Below are 22606 nucleotides of genomic sequence, written 5' to 3'. Positions count from 1 at the left end.
CCTCTAAACTTAAGTTGAGCTCCATTCCGTCTTTTTATCCAATATTGTTTGCGTAAAATTATTGTTAAGTTTGCCTAAATTAGCGTTTATATCTTTATGTTCATAAAAAATGCGCGATTAGCTAAGCTAACCGCGATTCTTTTTAAATATTCTCCTGTCTCAAGCTTTCAATAATGTTTTCGTTCTTTATTTTTGAAATCGAATACAACATCGCAGACCCGACAATGAAGAAAATCACGACAATAACGAATAGGATGCTCATCCATGGTGGATTAAATCCATATACAAAGGTGTAGCCGAAGGAGCGATGAATAGCTAGCATCACAAGTACACTTATTGGCAATCCATATCCCAACGCATTTACCCCATAAAAAATACTTTCATAATAAATCATTTTATTAAAACCTTTTGGAGTCATCCCAACGGATCGGAGCATTGCAAATTCTCGTTTTCGCAGTGAAATGCTTGTCGAGATGGTGTTAAAAATATTAGCGATCGAGATTAGGGAAATCAGCGTGATAAACCCATAGGTGAAAACGGACATGAGCATAATCATTTGTTCATCTTGCTGACGTCGTTGATAGACATTGTATACATGAACGTTCGTCTCTTTATGGTCTTCAATCGCTGTTTGCGTTGCCATTGGATTTGAACTTTTTAAATACACATAGGAGTAAACATCCCGAGGGTCAATCCCTAACCGGGCCATTGTTGCTTCAGGAACGATTAAGTTAAGACCTCCTAGCGAAGCAGTTTGAACCCCCATTGGCACTTTGTCGGTAAGGGCGCCAATTTGAACGGAACGCACCAATTCCTGTTCCGGTTGATTCTCGATATCACCATATGGCCTAGTAAATATATCAATCGTATTGCCAATTTCTGACTGAATCGTTTTTGTTTCGATAAATCTTCCGGTTGCATAATCTTGATAAGAAACTTCGTCAATGACAATCGCTCTTGGTGTGTCTTGTTGACCAAAATTAGCCGCATCAACACCGATTTGTTCGGCGTAAGCTTTAAAACTATCTTGATCCAAACTATGTACGCCAACATAATAAGGATATTTTCCATCCTCAAGATACAAGTTGTTTTCTTCGATTTGTGTTTTCAATTGTGCGGGAAGTTCATCCATACTAAAAAGCGCCTCAAATTGGGCTTCCTCAATAATCGTCGACTTGGTGACATGATCGAGCTTCGTGAACTGTGCTAACTCTTCCTTCTCTAATAAGCTGCTGTAAATTTGAATATCATATTGAAGATCACCTTGTGACATCTCCAATGATTTCTTTAGATTGTCGGTAAAATAGCTGACTGATAAAAACAGGACAATGCTAATCACGAGTGAAAACACAGTAGCCAAATATCTTTTTTTATTTCTTTTGACGTTTTTCAATCCGATTTCGGCTTCAAGGCCAAAGACTTTTCGCACAAGCTTTGATGTTTTTACTGTTTTCTTTGATAACTTAATATCATGAGTTTGACGAATCGCATCAATCGCTGAAATTTTTGATGCTTTTTGTGCCGGGATATAAGTGGAAATAAGAATTGTCAAGATTGATATTCCACATGCAACCAAAAGGGAAGAGGGCGTAAATACCAACTCTAGCTTTTCAGAAACTCCGAGCGCATCTTGTAAGTACGTGTTGATAAAAGCAAAGGTGATTCCAATCCCAACTATGCCGGCAACAATCCCAATTGGAATACTAACCGACCCAATTACCGCTCCTTCAAAAAAGACAGAATTGCGTTTTTGCTTTTTTGTTGCACCAACACTTGAAAGCATTCCCAAATGTCTAGCACGTTCTGAAACACTAATTGCGAACGCATTATAAATCAACGCCACGGAACCAATGATAATCACGCCCATAATGATGCCAGCTAAGGAGAAAAGCGTCGTGCGCAATTCATCATTTTTCGTTACTCCATAATAGCGAAGCAGATCAGAATTAAAATGGACGGTTTCAATCCCATGTGTGTGGGCGAGACTTTCTGCCTGTTCAAAAAGGGAACTATTTACTTTCGTTAACACAACAAAAGCATCAACCGTATCATTTTCACTTAGTGAGTTTTCATCCACATAGCCAATGATGGTGTAACCAGGTGACCAAGTCGGTTCCCAAGTCGGGCGTTCAATCATTCCAACAATCGTCACCGTTTTGGTTTCGTTGATTTGCAGTTCTTCAATGACCGTACTCTCGTCCCGTTCAAGAGAATGGTTTTGTGTTAGCGTCGTTCCTTCTGTTTTGCTCCATCTTTCACCAATATCAACCGTGAGTTGATCCCCGATTTTGTAATCAACCTTTGCATTGCTTAAAATCGCCTCAGAAATAGCGATCTCATTTTGATTGTCAGGAAGTCTTCCATCAATCACTTCCATTGGGATTTGCTCCATGCCACTATCGTTATAGTTTTTAAAATATAAATACGGTTTATTTTCATTGTTTGATTCTTTTAAGTGTGCATAGCCATCGTTAGAGAGGATAATCGTTTTCGTTTCACTGTCTTGTTCAATCGCTTCGTGTTGGTCTAAAGTGACATCTTGATATTGAACATGCCATTCTCCATTAGTGACAATATGCTGACGAATCATTAAGTCTAAAAAAGAAACGCCAAGGGTCGTAACCGCCGTAATCATCGCCACTGAAATGATGACGCCAATAATCGTCACGAGTGAGCGGCGTTTATTCTCTATTAAATGCCTTAAGGTGACTTTATTAATAAAATTCATGGTCGGATGACCTCATCTTTGGCAATCTTGCCATCCTCAATCGAAATAATCCGATCTGATTGCAGAGCGATGCGCTCATCATGGGTAATTACAATCAATGTTTGATTGTACGTTTTATTAAACATTTTGAGCAGTTCCATGATTTCTTTACTATTTTTACTATCGAGGTTGCCTGTCGGCTCGTCAGCAAGCATAATTGCCGGATTACTAATTAACGCCCGGCCGATCGATACACGCTGCTGCTGGCCGCCTGAAAGTTGGTTTGGCAAATGGGAAAGCCGGTTATTCAGCCCTAAAATGTTAATTACCTTGTTGAACTGGTTCGAATCTACTTTTTGTTCATCTAAAAGCATCGGTAGCGTAATATTTTCTTCCACGGTTAAAATAGGGATTAGATTATAAAATTGATAAATCAAGCCAATTTGCCTACGTCTAAAAATCGCCAACTGAGTTTCATTCAAACCATATATATCGGTTTGATCAATAAGAACTTTTCCGCTCGTTGGCCGGTCGACTCCACCAAGTAAATGGAGCAGGGTTGACTTACCAGAACCAGACGGGCCGATAATGCAAACAAATTCGCCTTTTTTTACTGAAAACGAAACATCATCAAGCGCTTTAACCGCCGTTTCGCCTTTGCCATACACTTTTGATAGATGTTTAACTTCTACTATATTCATGAAAAAAACCTCCGCCATTTCTTATCTTGAGGTCAGTATATCGAGTCAGTATGACTTTAAAGTGACTCTTAAGTGACAATTTATTCACTTTGGAAGGGAGGGAGGAGCTAAAGTGCATAAAAATAGCAGGGAATGATTCCTCAAAACACCTGCTTGTAAAATTTAATTTGAAAAATTGTTCCTACACCTGGTTCACTTTTTACTTCAATATCGCCTTGCTGACTCGTGATGATTTGATACGCCATTGCAAGGCCAATGCCAACACTGTCGTCACTCGCATTTTTTCCTTTGTAAAACCGTTTAAAAATGGAAGGGAGATCTTCTTTCGCGATTCCTTTTCCGTTGTCAGTAATCGTGATTTCTGTGAAAAGAGCATTCTCGGAAAATAGAATCGAAATTTCTCCGCCTTCAGCAGTATGCTCGACACAGTTTTTTAAAATATTGATGAGCGCTTCTGCTGTCCAATTATTGTCTCCTATAAAGGCTGCTTCTTCATCGCCATTAACATTCAAATTTTGCATTTTAATATCGATTGGTACCAATAGTGGTTCGACCGCCGTTTGAATAAGGGGAGCGACGAAGACTTTTTCTTTTTTAAAAGCAATCGTTCCTGCATCAATTTTCGAAAGTTTCAATAAGGAAGAAACTAACCATTCCATTCGTTTCAACTGTACTTGAAGATTGCGGGTGAACTCTCTTCGTTTTTCGCCATCTAATCGGTGATTGTCTAACAAATCGGCCATCATCATCATTGAAGTGAGAGGGGTTTTTAATTGATGAGAGATGTCCGAAATCGCATTTGTCAAGTTCGCTTTATCTTCTTGTAAAACCGTCCCTTGCTCAGAAAGCATTCTTGTCACTTTATAAATCTGACTTTTTAAGAGGCTTAACTCTCCTTCATAGTTATCGCGAACATCCAACTGGAAGTCGCCATTGCTGATTTGTTGCAAATAGTTTGATAATTTTTCAATTTCACGGTAACGCCATTTAGTAAAGATTAGCGTGCTGCTAATCAGTAAGATAGAGGTTACTAGCACAACGCTAGCTGTTAGCATGGAGTTGAATATAGCTGCGATAGTAAATCCAATTCCGCTAATGAGGAGAGAAATAGTCAGTAAGATTTGAACTTCTCGATTGCGAAGCACCTCACTCACCAACCTTGTAGCCCATACCTCGAACCGTCTTGATAATCGTTGGCTTTTGTGGATTGTCTTCTAGCTTCTCACGCAGTCTTTTAATATAGACGGTTAACGTGTTGTCATTAACAAAATCACCGGCGACATCCCAAATACGATCGAGCAGCTGTCCTCTTGTGAGTACTTGTCCAAGATGATTGGCGAAAATGAGGAAAAGCCGATATTCTAAGGCAGTCAGCAAGACTTCTTTGTCATTTTTATAAACTTTTCCTTCTAATGTATTGATTTGAATGTTTTCAATTTCAATCGTGGTTTTCGGTTGGGGATGCCGATGGTAGCGGCGGAGCACCGTATTAATTCTTGAAACAAGTTCGCGAATACGAAACGGTTTTGTTATATAATCATCCGCTCCCATATCAAGACCCATGACAACATTCACTTCATCATCATAAGCCGTTAAAAAAATGATTGGGATATCCCGACGTTTTTTCACAAGCTCACATAAATCATAACCACTTCCATCAGGTAAGTTCAGGTCAAGTATACATAAATCGATTTCATCGATTTTATGATGGATTATATCTGTTGCTGAAACGGCATTATGACAAAGGACCGTTTCAAAGTCCTCTTGTTTCAAAGAATACTCCAATCCAGAAGCAATAGTTCGATCATCTTCAACCAATAAAATTTTCATACAATTCATTCCTAACATCCAAGTTTTCTTTATTATCTTATTGGAAGAATGAGCAACCGTCAAAGCGGAACATGGGGGGCGGGTAATTCTGTTTCGGTCCCTTTCATTCGTTGGTGATTTTTTCTTACAATTTTGTGAATTAAAAATAAAAATCTATCTACAACGAAGTCGAGTGCTATAATAATAGTAGTTCCTCTTATATTTTCTTCCTGTGATCAAACTACTTACATTTATCATTCCATTTCCACATCCTCTTAATTCTTGTCTTTTTAATTTCATCTAGTAAGCTACTTATCTAAAAATCTAACAATTATCAAATTATACACCATGTCATTATGACTTATTTTATCGCAGATTAACGGGCAGTAATACCCCCACTTCAAGACTTTGATGAAACAAAAAAGGATAAGTGGAGGATAAACTGCCCGTAAATGCCCGATTGGCTCAACTAACCATCAGTGGGGGATGAAGCCCCCTCTGATGGAAGTTTCGCTTTATATTCTCCCAAACTACAATTTAAAGGACTGATTAAATGAAAGAACAAAAAATGATCAAAAATCTGGTGTTGATGTGTCAAAAAACAGACAAAGCTAAGAGGTTTAGAGTGAATTACCCGGTTTCCGAAGAATTAAGAGAAGAAATGGTGACAAAAGTGTTTCGGGATTTTATGTTTTATGCTTTAGACCAATATGATGATGAAATTCTAGATGTGCTAAACGAATTTGTGAATGAATGTGATCCTGAAGAAAAGAAGCAGCAAAGCTTATTCGACAATTTGTTTTGGTTTAAAATCTTGTATAAATCCCAGCATTACCGCAACGGTAGTTGTATCGAGGATTATTTATCTGAAAATTATTTGCGTTTTCGAACTAGGCCGTTCATGGCTTCATGGCTAAGAGAATGTGATAAGGCTGTATCCAAGTTTTATTATATCGCCCATAAGGAAAACGATCGCTCTTTAGTTGCAATTGATCTTTTGACAGATGAACTAATCGATGTCCTCGTACTTAACCCAAAAGCAACTCCTCCTAAATTAGGTGAAATCGTCGCTGGTACACTGCTCCCACTAGGTGACCGTCTCTATTTTCCAGTCATTGATTTTTACCACTTCAATTATGATGCAAGGGAAGCAATTGGCAGCTGCTTTCATCACCATTATCAAAGATATCTTAAAAACTTCAACATGCAGGACACTTTTCTTCATGTATTCTCGATTATGCTCCAGATTGAAAGGATGGTGTCGACAGAAAAACATTAGGCTAGGATTCAAAAGCAATCTTTAATGTTATGAAAATTCTTAAAAAAAAGGAGCGCCTAAAGACCAGTTTTCACTGGTTGTTGGAAAGCTTCTTTTTTTGTTCTGAAAAAAATGGAGCAATTTTTATAGGTCCGGCTAATGAGAATAAGCTAAAATAGACAGTATAACTGTTTTAGGGAGGATTTTATGGCGGGAAATGGAAAAAATGCTGCTTTATCGCAGGAACATTTAGAGAAACTATGGCAGGAAATGGCGAAAGTAATCATTGGCAGAGAGCAAGAATTAAAATTGCTTTTCACTGCGATGCTCTCAGAAGGTCATGTGTTGCTTGAAGATTTGCCTGGAACGGGAAAGACGACAATGGTGAAAGCCTTCGCAAAGGGACTGGATTGTGATTTTAAAAGGGTCCAATGTACCCCTGATTTATTGCCGTCCGATGTTTTAGGAGGGTCTATTTTTAATCCAAAAAGCAATGATTTTCTGTTTCGCCAAGGACCTGTCTTTACGAATATATTGCTAGTCGATGAAATCAACCGAACTTTGCCGCGAACACAATCAAGTTTATTGGAAAGTATGGAAGAGAAACAAGTATCGATTGAAGGAGTTACCTATCCTTTGGCAAAGCCGTTTTTAGTGCTTGCCACGCAAAATCCTGTAGAAATGGAAGGAACCTTTCCGTTGCCAGAGGCCCAGCTCGACCGATTTTTAATGAAATTAACGTTAGGATATCCAACTCCTGAAGAGGAAGAACGAATGCTTGAGCAAGTAGGCGATGACCTGCCGTATGAGCAAATCAATCATTTGTTTGATCCTCAGCAAATACAGCAGTTGCAGCAGCAATGTAAAGAGGTGAAAGTCCACGGAGCGATTCGGAAATATATTACGCAACTAGCAGTGGCAACAAGAAATCACCCTCATATTTCCGTTGGTGTCAGCCCACGTGCAAGCAAAGCCCTTTATAAAACGGTAAAAACATGGGCGTTTGTCAACGGCCGCAATTATGTTGTCCCAGATGATGTGAAGGAAATGGTCAAGCCCGTTTGGAATCATCGTCTATTATTAAAAACAGAAGCGCTACTGAACGGAACGAAGCCAATCGATTTATTAGATGAGATTCTCGGTCAACAACCAATTCCGAATGAAAATGTTGTGATGATATGAATCAAGGAAAGGATGTAAAGGTACAACTTGAAGAGTCCGACCGTGAAGACGAAACCGAGTCAACATCTCAGGCTACTGAGACCGAGGCAGATGTGCAACAAACGAAGGATGGGTCTGATGAACAGCAAAAAATAGTTGAAACGAGCTTTTTCTTTCAAAAGTATGCCAACTGGGTGTTGTTGCTTTGCCTTCTTGCCGCCGTCTGGTTTCAGTTTGTTCCGGGTATTCTCGTTAGTTCGTTCCTATTATTTCTATCTTTCTTCATCGGCACATGGACAAAGCAATCTCTTAAAAAGATTGAATCAACGTTGAAATTATTGAACTCTCGAGTGTTTGTAAATCAGCAATTTCACTTGGAGGCAAATCTTTTCAACAATAAATGGCTACCGTTAATTTGGCTCGAATGGGAACTGCCTAAAAGAAAAGAAATAATTTTCGGTGATAGGGAAAATGGCAGTAATTTGGTTCGCTTTCTGTGGATTCTCTGGTATCAACGGGTCAAGTGGACAATCTCTGGCACCGCATCTAAGCGAGGTGTCTATGATCTTGGACAGGTGACGATTCGTTCAGGTGATGCTTTTCGTTTTGCGGAAACCGAAAAGCAACTCGACCTTAATGCGCAATTAATTGTTTATCCAAAACTCATCCCTGTTTTACCTCCAACATTAAGGCCATCGATGCAATGGGAAATGAAAGGGAAACAGGGCGGGTTTATCGAAGATCCGTTAATGATCAACGGGATTCGTGATTATCAGGCTGGAGATGAGCTGCGAAGGTTTAATGGGCGAGCAAGTGCGCGGACAGGAAGATTGCAGACAAATGTTTATAAACCGGTGGTAGCTGAACAAATCACGATTTATACAGATTGCTCAGGTTTTGAAATCGATGAGTCCGCCTTTACAGACCCAATGGAGATGGAAAAAGTGAAAGTGAAAAAAGCAGAGGAGTTTGAAGCTTATTTATCAGTGATTGCTTCCGTTGCGGTTAAGTATCACGAACAAAGCTTTAAAATTGGCTACGGCAGCAATTCGCTCTCCTATCAAGGGCAAAAAATGAATAATATCTCGCCAACTTCAGATTTGCATCCGCTATTGGATCAAATGGCAATGAGCACTCATCGAGTAGTTCGTTGCGCTTCAACCTTGGGCGAGCTTGTTCATAATGGGATGGGCTCTAGTCCGTTGTTTATTTTTTGTAATCAAGTCACAAAAGAGCATTATTTATGGTTTGAGCAGTACAAGCAGAAATTAACAACCGTACGTTTTTTTTACCGTAATGAATCGAAGTATGCCCAAAAGCTAAATGCCGAGCGAATTGAGAAACTTCTGTTCGCGAGCAGGAATGTGGCAAAGGGGTCATAATGATGGAGCAACTAAAAAATATAGTCAAATCGTTTATCATTTTATTTAGTCAAGGACTATGGATCTATCATGTAATCTTTTTGTTTACGAGCTTAAAAGTAGAGGAGTTTGCTGCTTTTGACGCTACTTGGTGGGCGATTGCAGCTGCCGTCGGTTATATTTTAAATCTGTTATTAACAAAAAAGATTGTAGCAGGCGTCATCATTAATATCGTAGTCATTGGTTGGCTGCTTTATCAAAACTGGGTACTTACCGTTCCGGAAGGGATTTGGGGTTTTGGAATCGCTCACAGCTTGGCATTGCTGTTTATATGGGTTCGAGCGGCTTCCTTCTGTTATCAAAAACCATTGCGTCGTTCGATGTTAAACGCCTTTGAAGGGAATATCCTTTTCTATCTTATTTTTGCGGCGATTTTTATCGCCAAAGATTGGGACAATGAACGTTTTCATTTGTTGTTTATTTTCTCAATCGGCCTAAGTTTAATCGGAATGATCCTCTCGTTGCAAAGCCATGGGGAGAAGGAAAGTGGTCAATCGATCGAAATCCGTAAAGTTGGTGAATCAAAATCGTTGTCGGCTATGTTACTCCTGCTTTTCGTGTCGATTCCATTGCTGTCACTGCTCCTGCTTTTTCCAGCGGTGAATCGGGCCGTGACAATAGCTGTTATTGCTGTTTGGGAAGGGATTAAATGGATTGGCGGGATGCTGATGGAACTGCTTATGTGGGTGATGAGTCTCTTTCCTGAGTCGAAGCCGGAATCGCTTGAAGGCATGCAACCACAGCCTAGCTTGGAGATGGGAGAAATAGTAGAGGAACCGATAGTGACCATGCCCATTAGCTGGTTGATTACTAGTGTGCTTGTGCTGATAGCAATCATTGCAATTACAGTCCTTGTAAAGGTATTAAAAAATAGAAAACCGAGAGAGGGAATGGTTCCAAAGCAAATCATTGTTTCTAAAGAGTCCTGGTGGAAAAATATCAAACAGAAGCTATTGACGCTTTTGTACAACTGGAGAATCGGCATGCGGAGAAGATTTCCCCATTTTTATTATCAATCTGTGTATTGGTACTATTATCAACTGCAAAAATGGGGGAAAAAGAACGGTTTTCCAATCGTAAAAACAGAAACATCTAAAGAATATATTCAAAGAATCATTGCGCAACTCCCGGATGATAAAAGTGAGTTCGAATATGATGGCAATAAGTATTATGTCCAAACCCTCTTAAATGAATTGAACCGTGATTATCAAGCCGCCTATTACGGCGGGGTGGACACTGGATCAAAAGAGAAGTATCGAATCTTACTGAAAAATTTGTGAAACAGGGGGACGGTTCTGCCGTTTACCCATTTTTTTCCATCCCAAATAGGCGTGACTAGCTTGCCACGCCCCAGAAACTTTTTCTTCTTGCACATTAAAGAAATACGACAAACATGGGGACGGATTTCTATGTTTCTCCCTATTTTTAGCCCCTTGCTAATAATGCACTAGGGAGCGAGCGTAGGGAAAAGGGGGCCGGTTTCCGTCCTGGTGTTTCAAAGTGACAGAAGAACCGCCATCTATATCTTTTGAGATATTTTTTCTCCAGTTATTCTAGCTACCGCGGTTGCACATGTGTTCGATGATGGTAACATCATTCCATGTAACGCATCTCGAAAAGTAATCATGTCCCTAGCATGGAAATAATCGCCCATACCAGGAGTAATGTCTGATTCCTGGAGAATCATTTTTTCATCTAAATCAGTCAAATAATCCAATGCTGTTATCGCACTTATAATTTTAGTTAACGAAGCAGGGTGACCGGGAACATCTGCGTTCTTTGAATAGATTAAAGGGAGTTCAACATTTTCGGATGATAACGGATTGGGAACAGGCATTAAACAGACAGCCACACTTTCAGACTCAATTTCATTCACTGTTGCATCCGGGTCATTGAGTAATAATTTAGCATTGTCCAAAGCTATTTTTAAATCATTAACCCTTGTTTTTGGAGTAGAAGCTCCTCTAATAGCTGAAACAAACTTTCTCTCATTCGGAGCATTCGTAATTAAAATCATATGAAAACCATCAATTTCGTTCGTACCCCAAATAGCACCAGTTTTCCCAGCGAAAATTTCATATTCGTCTTCAATCATCGGTGCTGAAACGGTTGTATCTATTGAAAGTTCTCTGGCATTGTCACCGCCAATGTTCATTGTATATGACTTTTTACTCCAAATTCTTGCAAGCTCCTTATTACTTGATGCATGAATAACCATTTTCAACATATCCCTAGTTGTCATCACTTGTTCAATCGTACTGGGAAATCCAGCAGGTTCAACAAAATAAGAATGCTCCATTCCAATTTTCTTCGCCTTTTTATTCATCTCAGCAATAAAGATATTTTTAGCTGATTCTGCTGTTAAGGTAGAAGCTTTTTGATTGCTAGCTTTTTTCAATTTCACACACTCCTCATCATTAAGAAACGCTGGGACGGTTCTGCCGTTTCCCTATTTTCTTCCATTTCGAATAGGCGTAACCACAATTCCAGTGCCTGTATCCCACCTCGGAAACATTTTCTTCTTGCAAAGTAAGAAATAGATTGCTAAGCAAGAGGACCGTTTCTATGTTTCCACTATTTTAGCATTTTGCTAGTAAATACAATAGGGGGCGACCGTAGGAAACAGAGTGCGGTGTTTTTGCATTTGTCGGTAGGCAAAAATTGCTAAACTCTGACACTATCTCTTAAATTCTATTGCTTTTATAGTGGAAATAGGGTAATCTCGTTTGTAAGATAATCGAATATTGTTAATGTTAGAGGTGCGTATTGCTACGCTTAATAGGGAAGCCGGTGAAAGTCCGGCACGGTCCCGCCACTGTAACTAGGAAAATCCATATCATATCCACTGGAGTTTGTCTGGGAAGGGATATGTGATTGCTAACCTACAAGTCAGGAGACCTGCCTCTAATAAAGCATCAATGATCCTACGAGGAATAGGAAGGTGTTATGACTGCGTTTTTGCGATTGTTTCGAGTAATCGTTGCGTAGGTTAGAACATTTCGCAGGCATTTGCCGGCAATTAACAGTGCAAAGAATTTTAAAAGCACTCTTCTTATTCCAAAGAAGAGTGCTTTTTTTATTAAAAAATGTGAAGGTAAATTATTAGAGTTAGAGTAGGAAAAAGTTGATGGAACATTCCCGATTTTTAAAACCAATAATAATAGGGGGTGATTACAAATGAAAGGGGGAGTTGGATGAGTCATCTTTCTGCTGCAAGGAAGACAAATAAAAATAAAAGATTAACACTAGTAGCTGGAAGTATTGGTAGAGAGAAAAATATCCGGAAACATGCTAGACGTTTTAACCTATTACTATTTAGTCTTATCATTGGTTTATTTCTCTCAATCACGCTCTCGATCATGCTCGGCCCTGTACCCATTCATGCTGTAACTGTTTGGAAAATTGCTTTGTCTCACATTCCTGTATTAGGAGAAATGATTACAGAAGATTGGACAAGTGCACAGAGGAATATCATTTGGGAAATTCGTTTTCCGCGTGTCCTACTCGGTGCAACAGTAGGCGCAGGGTTGGCCTTGGTCGGGGCAGCTATCCAGGCGCTTGTTAGAAACTCATTAGCTGACCCTTATATATTAGGCGTCTCATCTGGAGCGTCTGTAGGGGCTACACTTGTCATCTTATTTGGCGCTTTTAGCTTATTTGGTGTATACGCTCTTTCTGTTGCAGCTTTTCTCGGCGCCCTTTTATCAGTCGTTCTTGTTTTTTTTCTTGCCCAAGTAGGGGGACGGATTTCAACGATTCGGCTCTTACTCGCAGGAATCGCGATATCAATGATTTTAAGCGCTCTTACCAATTTCATTGTCATATCTGCGCCTGATGAAGAAGGGATTCGCAGTGCGATGTTTTGGATGATGGGTAGTTTAACAGGAGCGAAATGGGAGAGTTTACCCGTAGCAGTTATTGCTGTTATCGGAACGTTTATTTTTTTAACTTTTCAATCGCGTTCGTTGAATTTACTACTGATGGGAGAAGATACAGCTGCTACTTTGGGAATAAACATTAATGTTTTTCGGAAAATTTTAATTGTAGTTACAGCTTTACTCACAGGAGTACTAGTTGCAGTTAGTGGGGCAATAGGGTTTGTCGGCTTGATGGTTCCACATATTGTTCGTTTACTAGTAGGATCTGATCATAAAAGAGTACTGCCAATCAGTTTGTTATTCGGTGCTGTTTTTATGATTTGGGCAGATGTCGTTGCAAGATTAATTGTTGCTCCTGAAGAACTGCCGATTGGAATTGTAACAGCTTTATGTGGTGGTCCATTCTTTATCTGGCTATTAAGGAAAAGTTCTTATACATTTGGGGGTCATTCTTAATGAGAATACAAGTTCAAGACGTCTCTACTAGTATAAATGAAAAGAGAATTATTTCTAATATTCATCTAGAAGCCAGATCTGGTGAATTTGTTGGAGTGATTGGTCCAAATGGAAGTGGAAAATCTACATTATTAAAAAATATATATCGCCTCAACAAGCCAGACTGCGGAAAGATTACTCTCGGAGATGAGGATATTTATAAACTATCTGCTAAAAAAACCGCTCAAAAAATGGCTGTCGTCAGTCAAGAGTCACAAAATTCATTTGACTTTTCAGTAAAAGAGATTGTACTCATGGGTCGAGCCCCCCATAAAAGAATGATAGAAATCGATACAGAGGAAGACCTTCGCATTACAGAGGAGTCTCTTAATAAAGTAGGATTGTCTAACTATAGTGATCGCAGCATCACAACTTTATCCGGCGGGGAAAAACAAAGGGTCATGGTAGCAAGAGCATTAGCGCAACAAGCGAAGGTTCTTGTATTGGATGAACCGACAAACCATTTAGATATCCATCATCAGCTTCAACTGATGGATTTAGTAAAAACATTAGATATAACCGTTATTGCTGCACTACATGATTTGAATATCGCCGCAACTTATTGTGACCGTATTTATGTTTTGAATCGTGGTGAAATCGTGATATCGGGGACACCTGAGGAAGTATTGACGGAAGCAACTTTAAAAGAAGTGTTTCGGGTGAATACGAATATCGTACAGCATCCAATCACAGGAAAAACACATATTACCTTTCTAGCGGATTCTGTTTCCGTTAGAAGATATGATGAAAAGGAGCTCGTAAAATGATGAAAAAATATTTGCTGCTGTTAAGTGTAATTATGATTGTAGCCGTCTTGGCTGCTTGTGGCCAATCGGCTACAGAAACTTCTGTCACAGAAGGACAAAAAACTGAGGCGGAAAAAACTGAAACGTATGAACCAGTAACGCTGGAAAATGCCGGACGCACAATCACGTATACAGAACCGCCACAACGGGCTGTTGCGAGCTATCAAGAGTATGCTGAATTGGCTGTAGAGTTAGGAATAGAAGACCGCATTGTAGGGTATGGCTTTTCGCGTGATAATACGACGCCTGATTTTGCAGAAAAGCTGAAGAACATTCCAGCTCTTGCAAAACTAAATCCCTCAAAAGAAGTATTTTTAGGAGCCAACCCAGACCTTTTCATTGCATGGGAGTCAGATTTAGCGGGGATAGGATTTGGATCACTATCCGAGCTGGAGGAACTTGGCATTAAGACCTATGTACTCGCTGGAGGCGAAAAGCCACAAACGATGGAAAACATGGCTTATAAAGAAATCAGTGAAATTTCCCGCATTTTCAGTGTACAAGAGAAGGGGGATGAATTGATTCAATCGATCAAAAATAGGATTGACGATGTACAAGAAAAGATCAAGGATGAAAAGCCTCTGAAAGTCTTTTATATGAGGGGCGGGGAAGTAGGGTCCGCGAAGACCGCAGGGGGAGACACGCTGCAATCCCATGTGATTAGCTTGGCAGGCGGAGAAAATATCTTTAGCGAATTAACAGGAACGGTTGTAGAGGTCAGTTGGGAAGAAGTCATCGACCGAGACCCAGACGTGATTGTCTTTTCTTACTGCTGTGGAAACACTCCGGAGAGTCTAATGGAAACGATATCCAAAAACCCTTCACTTCAAGATATGAAAGCAGTGCAAAATGAGCATTATGTTGCTGTCGGACTTGAAGAAGTGTACGCTACGATTTGGATACCAGGTGGAGTAGAGAAGCTAGCGAAAGGTTTTTATCCAGAACGTTTTGAGTGAAACATGGGGACGGTTCTGCCGTTCCACTATTTTTTTCCATATACGAAACACCGGAACCGTCCCGGTGTTTCCGCTTGACGGTTACAACTCCGGGTTAGTTGATTATACCGCTTGCCTTTCTTCAAAAGTGGCAGGTAATCGAGAGAATATTTTACACTCCTTACTATCTGGGAATAATAGGGAAACTAAGTTTGGAGATAGTAATATTATCATGAATGACTAAATCGTGGAGGTCGTAAAAATGAGGTTATCAATGAAATATGTCATTTTATATGTGAATGATTTTGAAAAAACAATGGATTTCTATAAGTGTAAACTTGGGTTGCCAGTTAAAATGCAACAAGATACATATGTTGAATTTGGTACAGGTGCCGTAACTTTAGCCTTTAACACTCGGAGGGATGTAAAAGAGTTAACAGGACTGAATATCCCGGAAGATTCTGCTTCAACGCAAACATTTGAGATTGGGTTTGTTGTAGAAGATGTTGTTTCGACAATTGAAAACTTGCGTCAACAAGGCGTACCAATCATAAAAGAACCTGTTACAAAGCCATGGGGACAAACAATTGCATATGTAGCCGATCCAGATGGACATTATATTGAAATTTGTACTGCTGTCGAATAAGTTAGGCTAACGGAAATAAGAGGAGGGATCTCACATTTCCCTTTTTTAAAATTTTTACTAATCAATGCACTAAGCAGCGAGCGTGAGAATCAAGGGGAAGATTACCGTCCCGGTGTTCTATGTCAACAACTCATGACGAAGTCACGAGCTTGTGAAGGCAAAAATCGCCTTCTGGTATCAACAGCCCAATATACGCCCGTTGGCATACCGATTCAATCACCTCATTTAAGAGGTGAACTGTTTGACGAGGAACCAAGCGAACCCCGTATTGATAATCACATGCGCTTGGCTATCGCTACATGTAACGGTTTTTTGTTCGTGTTGCTTGAACATTTTACGATGCAGAGCTTTTCCTGCATCAACCCTATTTGTTCAGTTTTCAAAGAACAATTTCTAGTTATATTATAGCATGTTTAATGTGGGAAACAAAAAGTTTAGCTGACATGTCGGATACTTAATCTAGTACAAAATCTCGCGGTTTTCGAGCACTAGACCGTATCCGAAGGCGATTCATCTCATGACTGAAGTCACGAGGGTTCTCGCCTATTATCTAAAGTAGTTCGCTTAATATCAAGCGAACTTATTTTTTAAAAATAAAACTGGAAATTTACGTTAAAATATATTGATAGTTTGTAAGATGATGCTCTAAAATACATGAGTAGAATAGTCAAACAAAGGGAGGGGAAGTTGTGAAGAAAATCATCGTTATCATGTTTGTTGCTATCGTTCTTGTGATAGGTTTTTGGGGATTATTTAATTATATAAGTCATGAAGGCGAATTTACAAAGCAGAGTCATACAACATTAGGTATCGAACATTTTGAGGACGGTAATGCATATTATTTTGGTTATAATTTTCGCTGGGAAGGGATCGGAAATCCAACGATTGAAAAGGTAGAATTTATAAAAACAGACGGAACGATTGTCGCGAAAGACGATGATGAATTTCGAATTCAACCCTTTATAGCAAGTTCAGAACGTATTGGGGTGCTTGATGAAGAAACTGTAATTAAAGAAGGACTACTTAGCGATTTAGTTGATGTTAAAGGTTTTCGAGTAGACGAAGATTTTTCCCTCGTATTACGTGTAGAGTTGGATGTGACTAATTCATATAATGATATAAGTTCGTTAAGAATTACGTATAAAAAATATGGAGTAACACAATTCCAATACGTTTCATTCGAGGATGGAGTTGTAACCGATTAATAAAAATTTCCACTGACGGAATCGTTAGTTTAAAAGGATAGTATATTATACAAAAAACACTCAGATCAAAACTAGTATCTGAGTGTTTTTGCTTGGGATTTATATTGCAATTTACTGTGAATGTTATTTAGTTGTTCCTTCATGTTTTTATTCCTTCATTTAAGATTACATAATAACATGTTTCTGCTATTTTGACAGAACCAATAAATCTAATTAGGTCATTCTGACTAATCCGTTGAAGGGAAGACCACAATCCTCTCATAAGTCCCTGAGAATAAGCATCAGATACATAAAAAATAAAATGTTTGACACAAAAGGAAATATAGACTACAATTATCTCATATTCAAGATATATCAATTAAAGATAATGACATAACGAAGGGAGGCGATTTTAATGGAAAAAAGATGTAGGAAAGAATCTTACTTACTATTAATGAAAACATCTAAAGACATTCAGGAACGCATCAAGCAGGAATTAGTGAAAGATAAACTTAATATAACGGAATTTTCCGTTTTAGAAGTGCTTTATCTTAAAGGGATTCAAACGATCAACCAAATCGGTGACAGCATATTAATTTCAAGTAGTTCGATGACCTATGTTATTGATAAATTAGAAAAAAGAGGCTTGTTGAAACGAAGTGCATGTCCTGATGACCGCCGCGCGATTCATGTGAATTTAACGGATCTAGGAAAAGAACTAATGGAAGACATCATGCCGAGGCATGAGCAATTTATTCATCAAATATTTGAGTCAATTAGTCATGACGAGGAAGAAACGGTTATAAAGTTGTTAAATAAATTAAGAAAGAAAATAAATAGTTAATTTTTTTGAATATATATCTCGAATTCGAGGTAATTAAAAAACAGGAGGTATGAAAATGGTTGATATTGGTTTATTACTTATACGAATTGTGATTGGTGTATTATTTATAGGTCATGGTGCTCAGAAATTATTTGGCTGGTTCGGTGGATATGGAATAAAGGGAACGGGTGGTTGGTTTGAATCAATTGGAGTCAAACCAGGAGCAACAATGGCGGTTCTAGCAGGACTCACAGAGTTAATAGGTGGAATATTGTTTGCTCTAGGCTTCCTAACACCTCTTGCTGGTCTGATGATCGCCGGTACGATGGTTATGGCCATCGTTAAAGTTCACGCACCAAATGGATTATGGTCAACTGCAAATGGATATGAGTACAATTTAACACTACTAGCAGTAGCCATTGGGATTGCTTTGATTGGCCCAGGTCAATATGCTTTAGATGCTATTTTATTCTAAAGTATCTCAAAATAATAATATATGAATTAAAGTTAATTTAATAGAAAACAAGCGGTTAAACTATCCTCTATCGGTTTGGATAATGAAACATAAAAGGAGCGGAAAAGAATGAGTAAGAAAACAATGGGAATTCATCATATTACTGCAATTGTCGGAAATCCACAAGAGAATGTCGACTTTTATGCGGGCGTTTTAGGTCTTCGGTTAGTGAAACAAACCGTCAATTTTGATGACCCGGGCACGTATCACTTGTACTTTGGGAACGAAGGAGGAAAACCAGGGACGATTATCACATTTTTCCCTTGGGCTGATGCATATCAAGGGAGAATAGGTGATGGGCAAGTGGGAGTTACTTCATATGTTGTTCCTAAAGGGGCAATCGAATTTTGGGAGAACAGACTTGAAAAATTTCAAGTTCCGTTCACTAAAAGCGAACGCTTTGGTGAACAATCTTTACAATTTGATGATCCTCATGGACTTCGTTTGGAAATTGTTGAAAGAGATGAAGGTGAAAAGAATTTTTGGCCATTTGGGGAGGTCACACCAGAAGTTGCTATTAAAGGATTTGGTGGAGCAACATTGTTTTCATCAAAACCTGAAAGTACGTCACAACTATTAGAAAAAGTGATGGGACTTGAAAAGGTTGGAAAAGAAGGAGATCTTGTTCGTTTCCGTTCTACAGCTGAAATTGGAAACGTGATTGATTTAAAGTTAACCCCTGTTGGTCGTGGACAAATGGGAGTAGGGACCGTCCATCATATTGCGTGGAGAGCTAGTGATGACCAAGATCAATTAGATTGGAAAAACCATGTTAACAGTCATGGATATGGTGTCACTCCTGTACAAGACAGAAACTATTTTAATGCGATTTATTTTAGAGAACATGGTGAAATCCTCTTTGAAATCGCGACAGATCCACCAGGGTTTGCTCATGACGAATCACACGAGACGATGGGGGAGAAATTAATGCTACCTCCTCAGTATGAACCACATCGAGACCAAATAGAACGTGGATTACTTCCATTTGAAGTTCGAGAATTAGATTAACCAATTTGGAAAAAACCGTCTTTGCATCGCATCCTTTTAACAATGGAAATGACATAATTGAAAGAAAACATTACGATTACCTCACATTTGAACTATTTTAATTCGAGGTAATAATTGTATTAACAAGGGGCTACAAGGGCAAAAAGCCTTTGCCCCTATTGTAAATGATAAATTATGATCTTTAAGTCGAGAAATTTAGAGGTGAAATAAATTGATTCAAGTTATTCCTGCATCATCACGCTACTCTGTTAAAAATGATTGGTTAGAAAGCAACCTTAGTTTCTCATTTGCAGAATATTATGATGAGTCGAATATAAATTTCGGCCCTCTTCAGAGTGTTAGGAAGATTTTAGGAAGAATAGATTGACAACTATACTTTTCTGTTTTAAAATAATCACGAATTAAAGATATTCTAATTAAAAATATACGAACTAAAAATATTTAAAAACTATGGAGGAATTTTAAAATGACAAAAGACTTTTACACTGCCCTGAAGGAAAGACGGTCTCACTATGGAATCAATAAGGACGTACAGGTAACAGATGAAAAAATTAAAGAAATCGTTGAATTTGCGGTAAAGTACACTCCATCGGCTTTTAACTCTCAAACAGCACGTCTAGTTGTGTTAACAGGAGAATCACATGATAAATTGTGGGATATTACAACAGAGTCGTTGAGAAAAGTAGTTGGGGACGGAGATTTTGAAGGTACACAACAAAAAATGGATTCTTTTAAAGCAGGATATGGAACGGTATTGTTTTTTGAAGATGAAGCAATCATACAATCTCTTCAAGAACAATTTTCACTCTATGCTGATAATTTTCCAATCTGGTCAGACCAAGCTTCAGGAATGCACCAATTAGTCGTATGGGCTGCATTAGAAGCAGAAGGGTTAGGCGCATCTTTACAACACTATAACCCACTTATTGACGACGAAGTGAAGAAGCAATGGGAGATCCCTAGTAACTGGAAATTGGTTGCCCAAATGCCATTCGGTAACCCAACAGCTCCAGTCGGTGAAAAAGAATTCAAACCTGTAGAAGGTCGTGTGAAATTCTATTAACAATTAGTATAAGGAAAAAGAGAATACAGTTAGTTAACGTCACTTTCAAGGTTAAAAGTCTGATGTGGCAACTTTGCCCACCAGACTTTTATACTAGAGAAGTCATCTAAAGGCATCATTCAGAGTGATCATTAGAATCAAATTTAAGCAAAAATTTTTTTGGTATTTATCTCGGTTTAAAGATAATTTAAAAATAAAAACAGTTCCAAATAGGTTCATCAGTCCTTTTTTAAAAGTGGGAAATCACTCTGATTTTTAACAATAACAGTATACGTAGGGATAAATGGAAGCAGACTATATACAGTTTAAAAAGTATCAACTAACATCAAAAACAGCTTAATCATGAATAGACTTTTCACGACTAAGCAAGAATAGGAGGTGTATTTTGTGGGCTTTTTATCTAAATTATTTGGAAAATCATCTGAAAAGGAGAATGAACAAATGACAAATGTAAAATTAGCAGTCGTTTTTTACAGTATGAGTGGAACAAACTATCAATTAGCCAAATGGGCTGAAGAAGGTGCAAAAGAAGCAGGTGCTGAAGTAAAGGTATTAAAAGTACAAGAATTGGCTCCTGATTCGGTAATTGAGAGTAATGAAGTATGGAAGAAGACGGTAGAAGCAACGAAAGATGTTCCTGTTGCTACCGGAGACGATATCGAATGGGCAGATGCCGTAATTTTCAGTGTCCCAACACGTTTTGGAAATATGCCATCACAATTGAAGCAATTTCTTGATACTCAAGGAGGGCTATGGGCGACAGGTAAAACTGTAAACAAAGTTGTCAGTGCGATGACATCTGCCCAAAATCCACATGGTGGTCAAGAAGCAACACTTCTTTCATTATATACTTCGATGATGCATTGGGGTGCAATTATTGCGACTCCAGGATATACAGATCCAGTCCTATTCGGTGCGGGAGGAAATCCTTACGGTACAAGTGTAACCGTTGACCAAGATGGAAAAATGATTGAAGATGTCCAAGGAGCTGTTAAACACCAAGCGAAGCGTACCGTAACAGTCGCTGAATGGGTAAAAAAAGGAAATCAATAATAAATAAAATGAAAGAGCCAAGCAACAAATTCCTTGTTGTTTGGCCCTTTTTCATTCTCTTTTCATGATACATAAAAGTAGTGTCTATTTTTTATCATTCAAGTTATTAAGTAAACATTGCTAAATAGTGCTGTAAATTAGTTGTTTCTATAGTTAAGGTTTTGGTGAGATTAAACGGACAAATTGGATGATTACGGATTGGTACCGTTCTCAAAGTTATTATGATTCGAGTAAATGGAGAGCAACGAGGATGATGTCACCGCCTATGTTGAATATGAGAATGGGGCAACTGGAGTATTTATTGCTTCTACTGGGGAAGCACCTGGTACAAATCGCTTTGAAATTGCAGGGGATCGCGGAAAAATGGTGATTGAAAACAATGAACTTACCTTTTACCGTTTAACAGAATCAGAACGGGGGTTTAATGCACGCTATACAGGTGGTTTTGGGGAACCAGAATCTTGAAAAATTGATATTCCGACTAATGGGGAAAATCCAGGTCACTTAGGGATTATTCAAAATTGGGTTGAGGCGATGTTAAAAGGGACCCCATTACTTGCTCCTGGTGAAGAAGGGTTAAAAGGGGTTGAATTAGCGAATGCCATTTACTTATCTTCTTGGCTAAATCAAACCATTGAAATGCCTATAGACCCCGAATTCTATTATGAGAAATTACAGGAAAAAATTAATAAGTTCGTTTCAGAAAAGGAGTGATTTTACATGTAGGTTAAACTGGCTGTCCCTCACAGGTTAATGTTAGCAACCAAAAAAAAGCCTCTCTATTCATAAGAATGAGAGTTTTTTTGTTATAACCATTTTTCCGCCCAAACTTCAACCGCTTTCAACGATCGGCCAAGTTCAGTTCCTTTTTTTGTTAGTGAATATTCTGTTCTTACAGGTCGTTCTGTAATGACATTTCTTATCACGATTCCCATGTCCTCTAGTTCTTTCATTCGTTCATTTAATACTCTTTTGCTCAAGTCAGGGATGAAGGCATGAATTTCACTAAACCTTTTTGGTTCTTCCATTAATGTATGGATAATAAGCCCCATCCATTTTTTTCCGACAATATGATAACACTTTTCAACTTTATAACATAATTTATCTACTGCATTCAACTAAATCACCCCCTGTTTATTATTTG

Annotated in this window: 20 protein-coding genes, 1 pseudogene and 1 riboswitch; of the genes and pseudogenes, 15 read left to right on the top strand and 6 right to left on the bottom strand. The window is 38.6% G+C overall.

Annotated elements, in window-relative coordinates; genetic code table 11:
• Positions 1 to 142: 142 nt before the first annotated feature.
• The 4 genes from GNT69_RS15215 to GNT69_RS15200 all read right to left on the bottom strand — a co-directional run bounded on the left by GNT69_RS15215 (position 143) and on the right by GNT69_RS15200 (position 5238).
• Positions 143 to 2728, bottom strand: a complete 2586-nt coding sequence (locus tag GNT69_RS15215; RefSeq protein ID WP_203555825.1) for an FtsX-like permease family protein — start codon at positions 2726 to 2728, stop codon at positions 143 to 145.
• On the bottom strand, positions 2725 to 3408 hold the full coding sequence (locus tag GNT69_RS15210; protein WP_203555824.1) for an ABC transporter ATP-binding protein: 684 nt from the start codon (positions 3406 to 3408) through the stop codon (positions 2725 to 2727). The genes GNT69_RS15215 and GNT69_RS15210 overlap by 4 nt, the downstream gene beginning before the upstream one ends.
• A 140-nt stretch (positions 3409 to 3548) precedes the next feature.
• Complete coding sequence (locus tag GNT69_RS15205) at positions 3549 to 4553, bottom strand: ATP-binding protein (RefSeq protein WP_203555823.1); 1005 nt, start codon at positions 4551 to 4553, stop codon at positions 3549 to 3551.
• 1 nt (position 4554) lies between these two features.
• A complete protein-coding gene (locus GNT69_RS15200) occupies positions 4555 to 5238 on the bottom strand; it encodes a response regulator transcription factor (RefSeq protein ID WP_203555822.1) in 684 nt (227 codons plus the stop codon).
• 604 nt (positions 5239 to 5842) lie between these two features.
• Here GNT69_RS15200 and GNT69_RS15195 point away from each other — a divergent pair.
• From GNT69_RS15195 to GNT69_RS15180, 4 genes are all read left to right on the top strand, one after another.
• Positions 5843 to 6496 (top strand): hypothetical protein, encoded by a 654-nt coding sequence (locus GNT69_RS15195; RefSeq protein ID WP_203555821.1) that lies wholly within the window; start codon positions 5843 to 5845, stop codon positions 6494 to 6496.
• Positions 6497 to 6682: 186 nt separating this feature from the next.
• A complete protein-coding gene (locus GNT69_RS15190; RefSeq protein ID WP_203555820.1) occupies positions 6683 to 7657 on the top strand; it encodes an AAA family ATPase in 975 nt (324 codons plus the stop codon).
• Positions 7654 to 9018 carry a DUF58 domain-containing protein gene (locus GNT69_RS15185; protein WP_203555819.1) on the top strand — a complete coding sequence of 455 codons (1365 nt, stop codon included), beginning with the start codon at positions 7654 to 7656 and terminating at the stop codon, positions 9016 to 9018. Before GNT69_RS15190 ends, GNT69_RS15185 begins: the two co-directional genes overlap by 4 nt.
• A 2-nt stretch (positions 9019 to 9020) precedes the next feature.
• A complete protein-coding gene (locus tag GNT69_RS15180) occupies positions 9021 to 10337 on the top strand; it encodes a hypothetical protein (protein WP_203555818.1) in 1317 nt (438 codons plus the stop codon).
• Between the two features lie 239 nt (positions 10338 to 10576).
• Here the strand turns inward: GNT69_RS15180 and GNT69_RS15175 are convergent, their stop codons facing one another.
• The gene (locus GNT69_RS15175; RefSeq protein WP_203555817.1) at positions 10577 to 11455 is read right to left on the bottom strand and encodes a serine hydrolase; all 879 of its coding nucleotides are present in this window, start codon (positions 11453 to 11455) and stop codon (positions 10577 to 10579) included.
• 342 nt (positions 11456 to 11797) lie between these two features.
• A riboswitch (cobalamin riboswitch) is annotated at positions 11798 to 11977 on the top strand.
• A gap of 274 nt (positions 11978 to 12251) precedes the next feature.
• Between GNT69_RS15175 and GNT69_RS15170 the strand changes: the two genes are divergently transcribed.
• The 11 genes and pseudogenes from GNT69_RS15170 to GNT69_RS15120 form a co-directional block, all read left to right on the top strand.
• Positions 12252 to 13391: a FecCD family ABC transporter permease gene (locus GNT69_RS15170; protein ID WP_203555816.1), complete on the top strand. Its 1140-nt coding sequence runs from the start codon at positions 12252 to 12254 to the stop codon at positions 13389 to 13391.
• The gene (locus GNT69_RS15165) at positions 13391 to 14197 is read left to right on the top strand and encodes a heme ABC transporter ATP-binding protein (protein ID WP_203555815.1); all 807 of its coding nucleotides are present in this window, start codon (positions 13391 to 13393) and stop codon (positions 14195 to 14197) included. Before GNT69_RS15170 ends, GNT69_RS15165 begins: the two co-directional genes overlap by 1 nt.
• On the top strand, positions 14194 to 15192 hold the full coding sequence (locus GNT69_RS15160; protein ID WP_203555814.1) for an ABC transporter substrate-binding protein: 999 nt from the start codon (positions 14194 to 14196) through the stop codon (positions 15190 to 15192). Before GNT69_RS15165 ends, GNT69_RS15160 begins: the two co-directional genes overlap by 4 nt.
• Positions 15193 to 15433: 241 nt before the next feature.
• A complete protein-coding gene (locus tag GNT69_RS15155; protein WP_203555813.1) occupies positions 15434 to 15817 on the top strand; it encodes a VOC family protein in 384 nt (127 codons plus the stop codon).
• 689 nt (positions 15818 to 16506) lie between these two features.
• Positions 16507 to 17022 carry a hypothetical protein gene (locus GNT69_RS15150; RefSeq protein WP_203555812.1) on the top strand — a complete coding sequence of 172 codons (516 nt, stop codon included), beginning with the start codon at positions 16507 to 16509 and terminating at the stop codon, positions 17020 to 17022.
• Between the two features lie 394 nt (positions 17023 to 17416).
• Positions 17417 to 17845, top strand: coding sequence for a MarR family winged helix-turn-helix transcriptional regulator (locus GNT69_RS15145; protein WP_203555811.1), 429 nt, complete (start codon positions 17417 to 17419; stop codon positions 17843 to 17845).
• A gap of 55 nt (positions 17846 to 17900) precedes the next feature.
• Complete coding sequence (locus GNT69_RS15140; RefSeq protein ID WP_203555810.1) at positions 17901 to 18299, top strand: DoxX family protein; 399 nt, start codon at positions 17901 to 17903, stop codon at positions 18297 to 18299.
• A gap of 108 nt (positions 18300 to 18407) precedes the next feature.
• Entirely contained in the window at positions 18408 to 19346 is a 939-nt protein-coding gene (locus GNT69_RS15135) for a ring-cleaving dioxygenase (RefSeq protein WP_203555809.1), read from the top strand.
• A 466-nt stretch (positions 19347 to 19812) separates the two neighbouring features.
• Positions 19813 to 20409 (top strand): nitroreductase family protein, encoded by a 597-nt coding sequence (locus GNT69_RS15130; protein WP_203555808.1) that lies wholly within the window; start codon positions 19813 to 19815, stop codon positions 20407 to 20409.
• Positions 20410 to 20850: 441 nt separating this feature from the next.
• Positions 20851 to 21462: an NAD(P)H:quinone oxidoreductase gene (gene wrbA / locus GNT69_RS15125; RefSeq protein WP_203556012.1), complete on the top strand. Its 612-nt coding sequence runs from the start codon at positions 20851 to 20853 to the stop codon at positions 21460 to 21462.
• 163 nt (positions 21463 to 21625) lie between these two features.
• Positions 21626 to 22176 (top strand): annotated as a pseudogene (locus GNT69_RS15120) (Gfo/Idh/MocA family oxidoreductase); the annotation flags it as partial.
• 92 nt (positions 22177 to 22268) lie between these two features.
• On the opposite strand, the gene GNT69_RS15115 reads toward GNT69_RS15120, so the two are convergent.
• The gene (locus tag GNT69_RS15115) at positions 22269 to 22580 is read right to left on the bottom strand and encodes a winged helix-turn-helix transcriptional regulator (protein ID WP_203555807.1); all 312 of its coding nucleotides are present in this window, start codon (positions 22578 to 22580) and stop codon (positions 22269 to 22271) included.
• Positions 22581 to 22606 lie beyond the last annotated feature (26 nt).

This window comes from Bacillus sp. B15-48, from assembly GCF_016879755.1.
In the GTDB taxonomy this organism is placed as follows: domain Bacteria; phylum Bacillota; class Bacilli; order Bacillales; family Cytobacillaceae; genus Mesobacillus_B.
The sequence above is the reverse complement of the archived record's forward strand: the minus strand, read 5'-3'. Positions and strand labels throughout refer to the sequence as shown.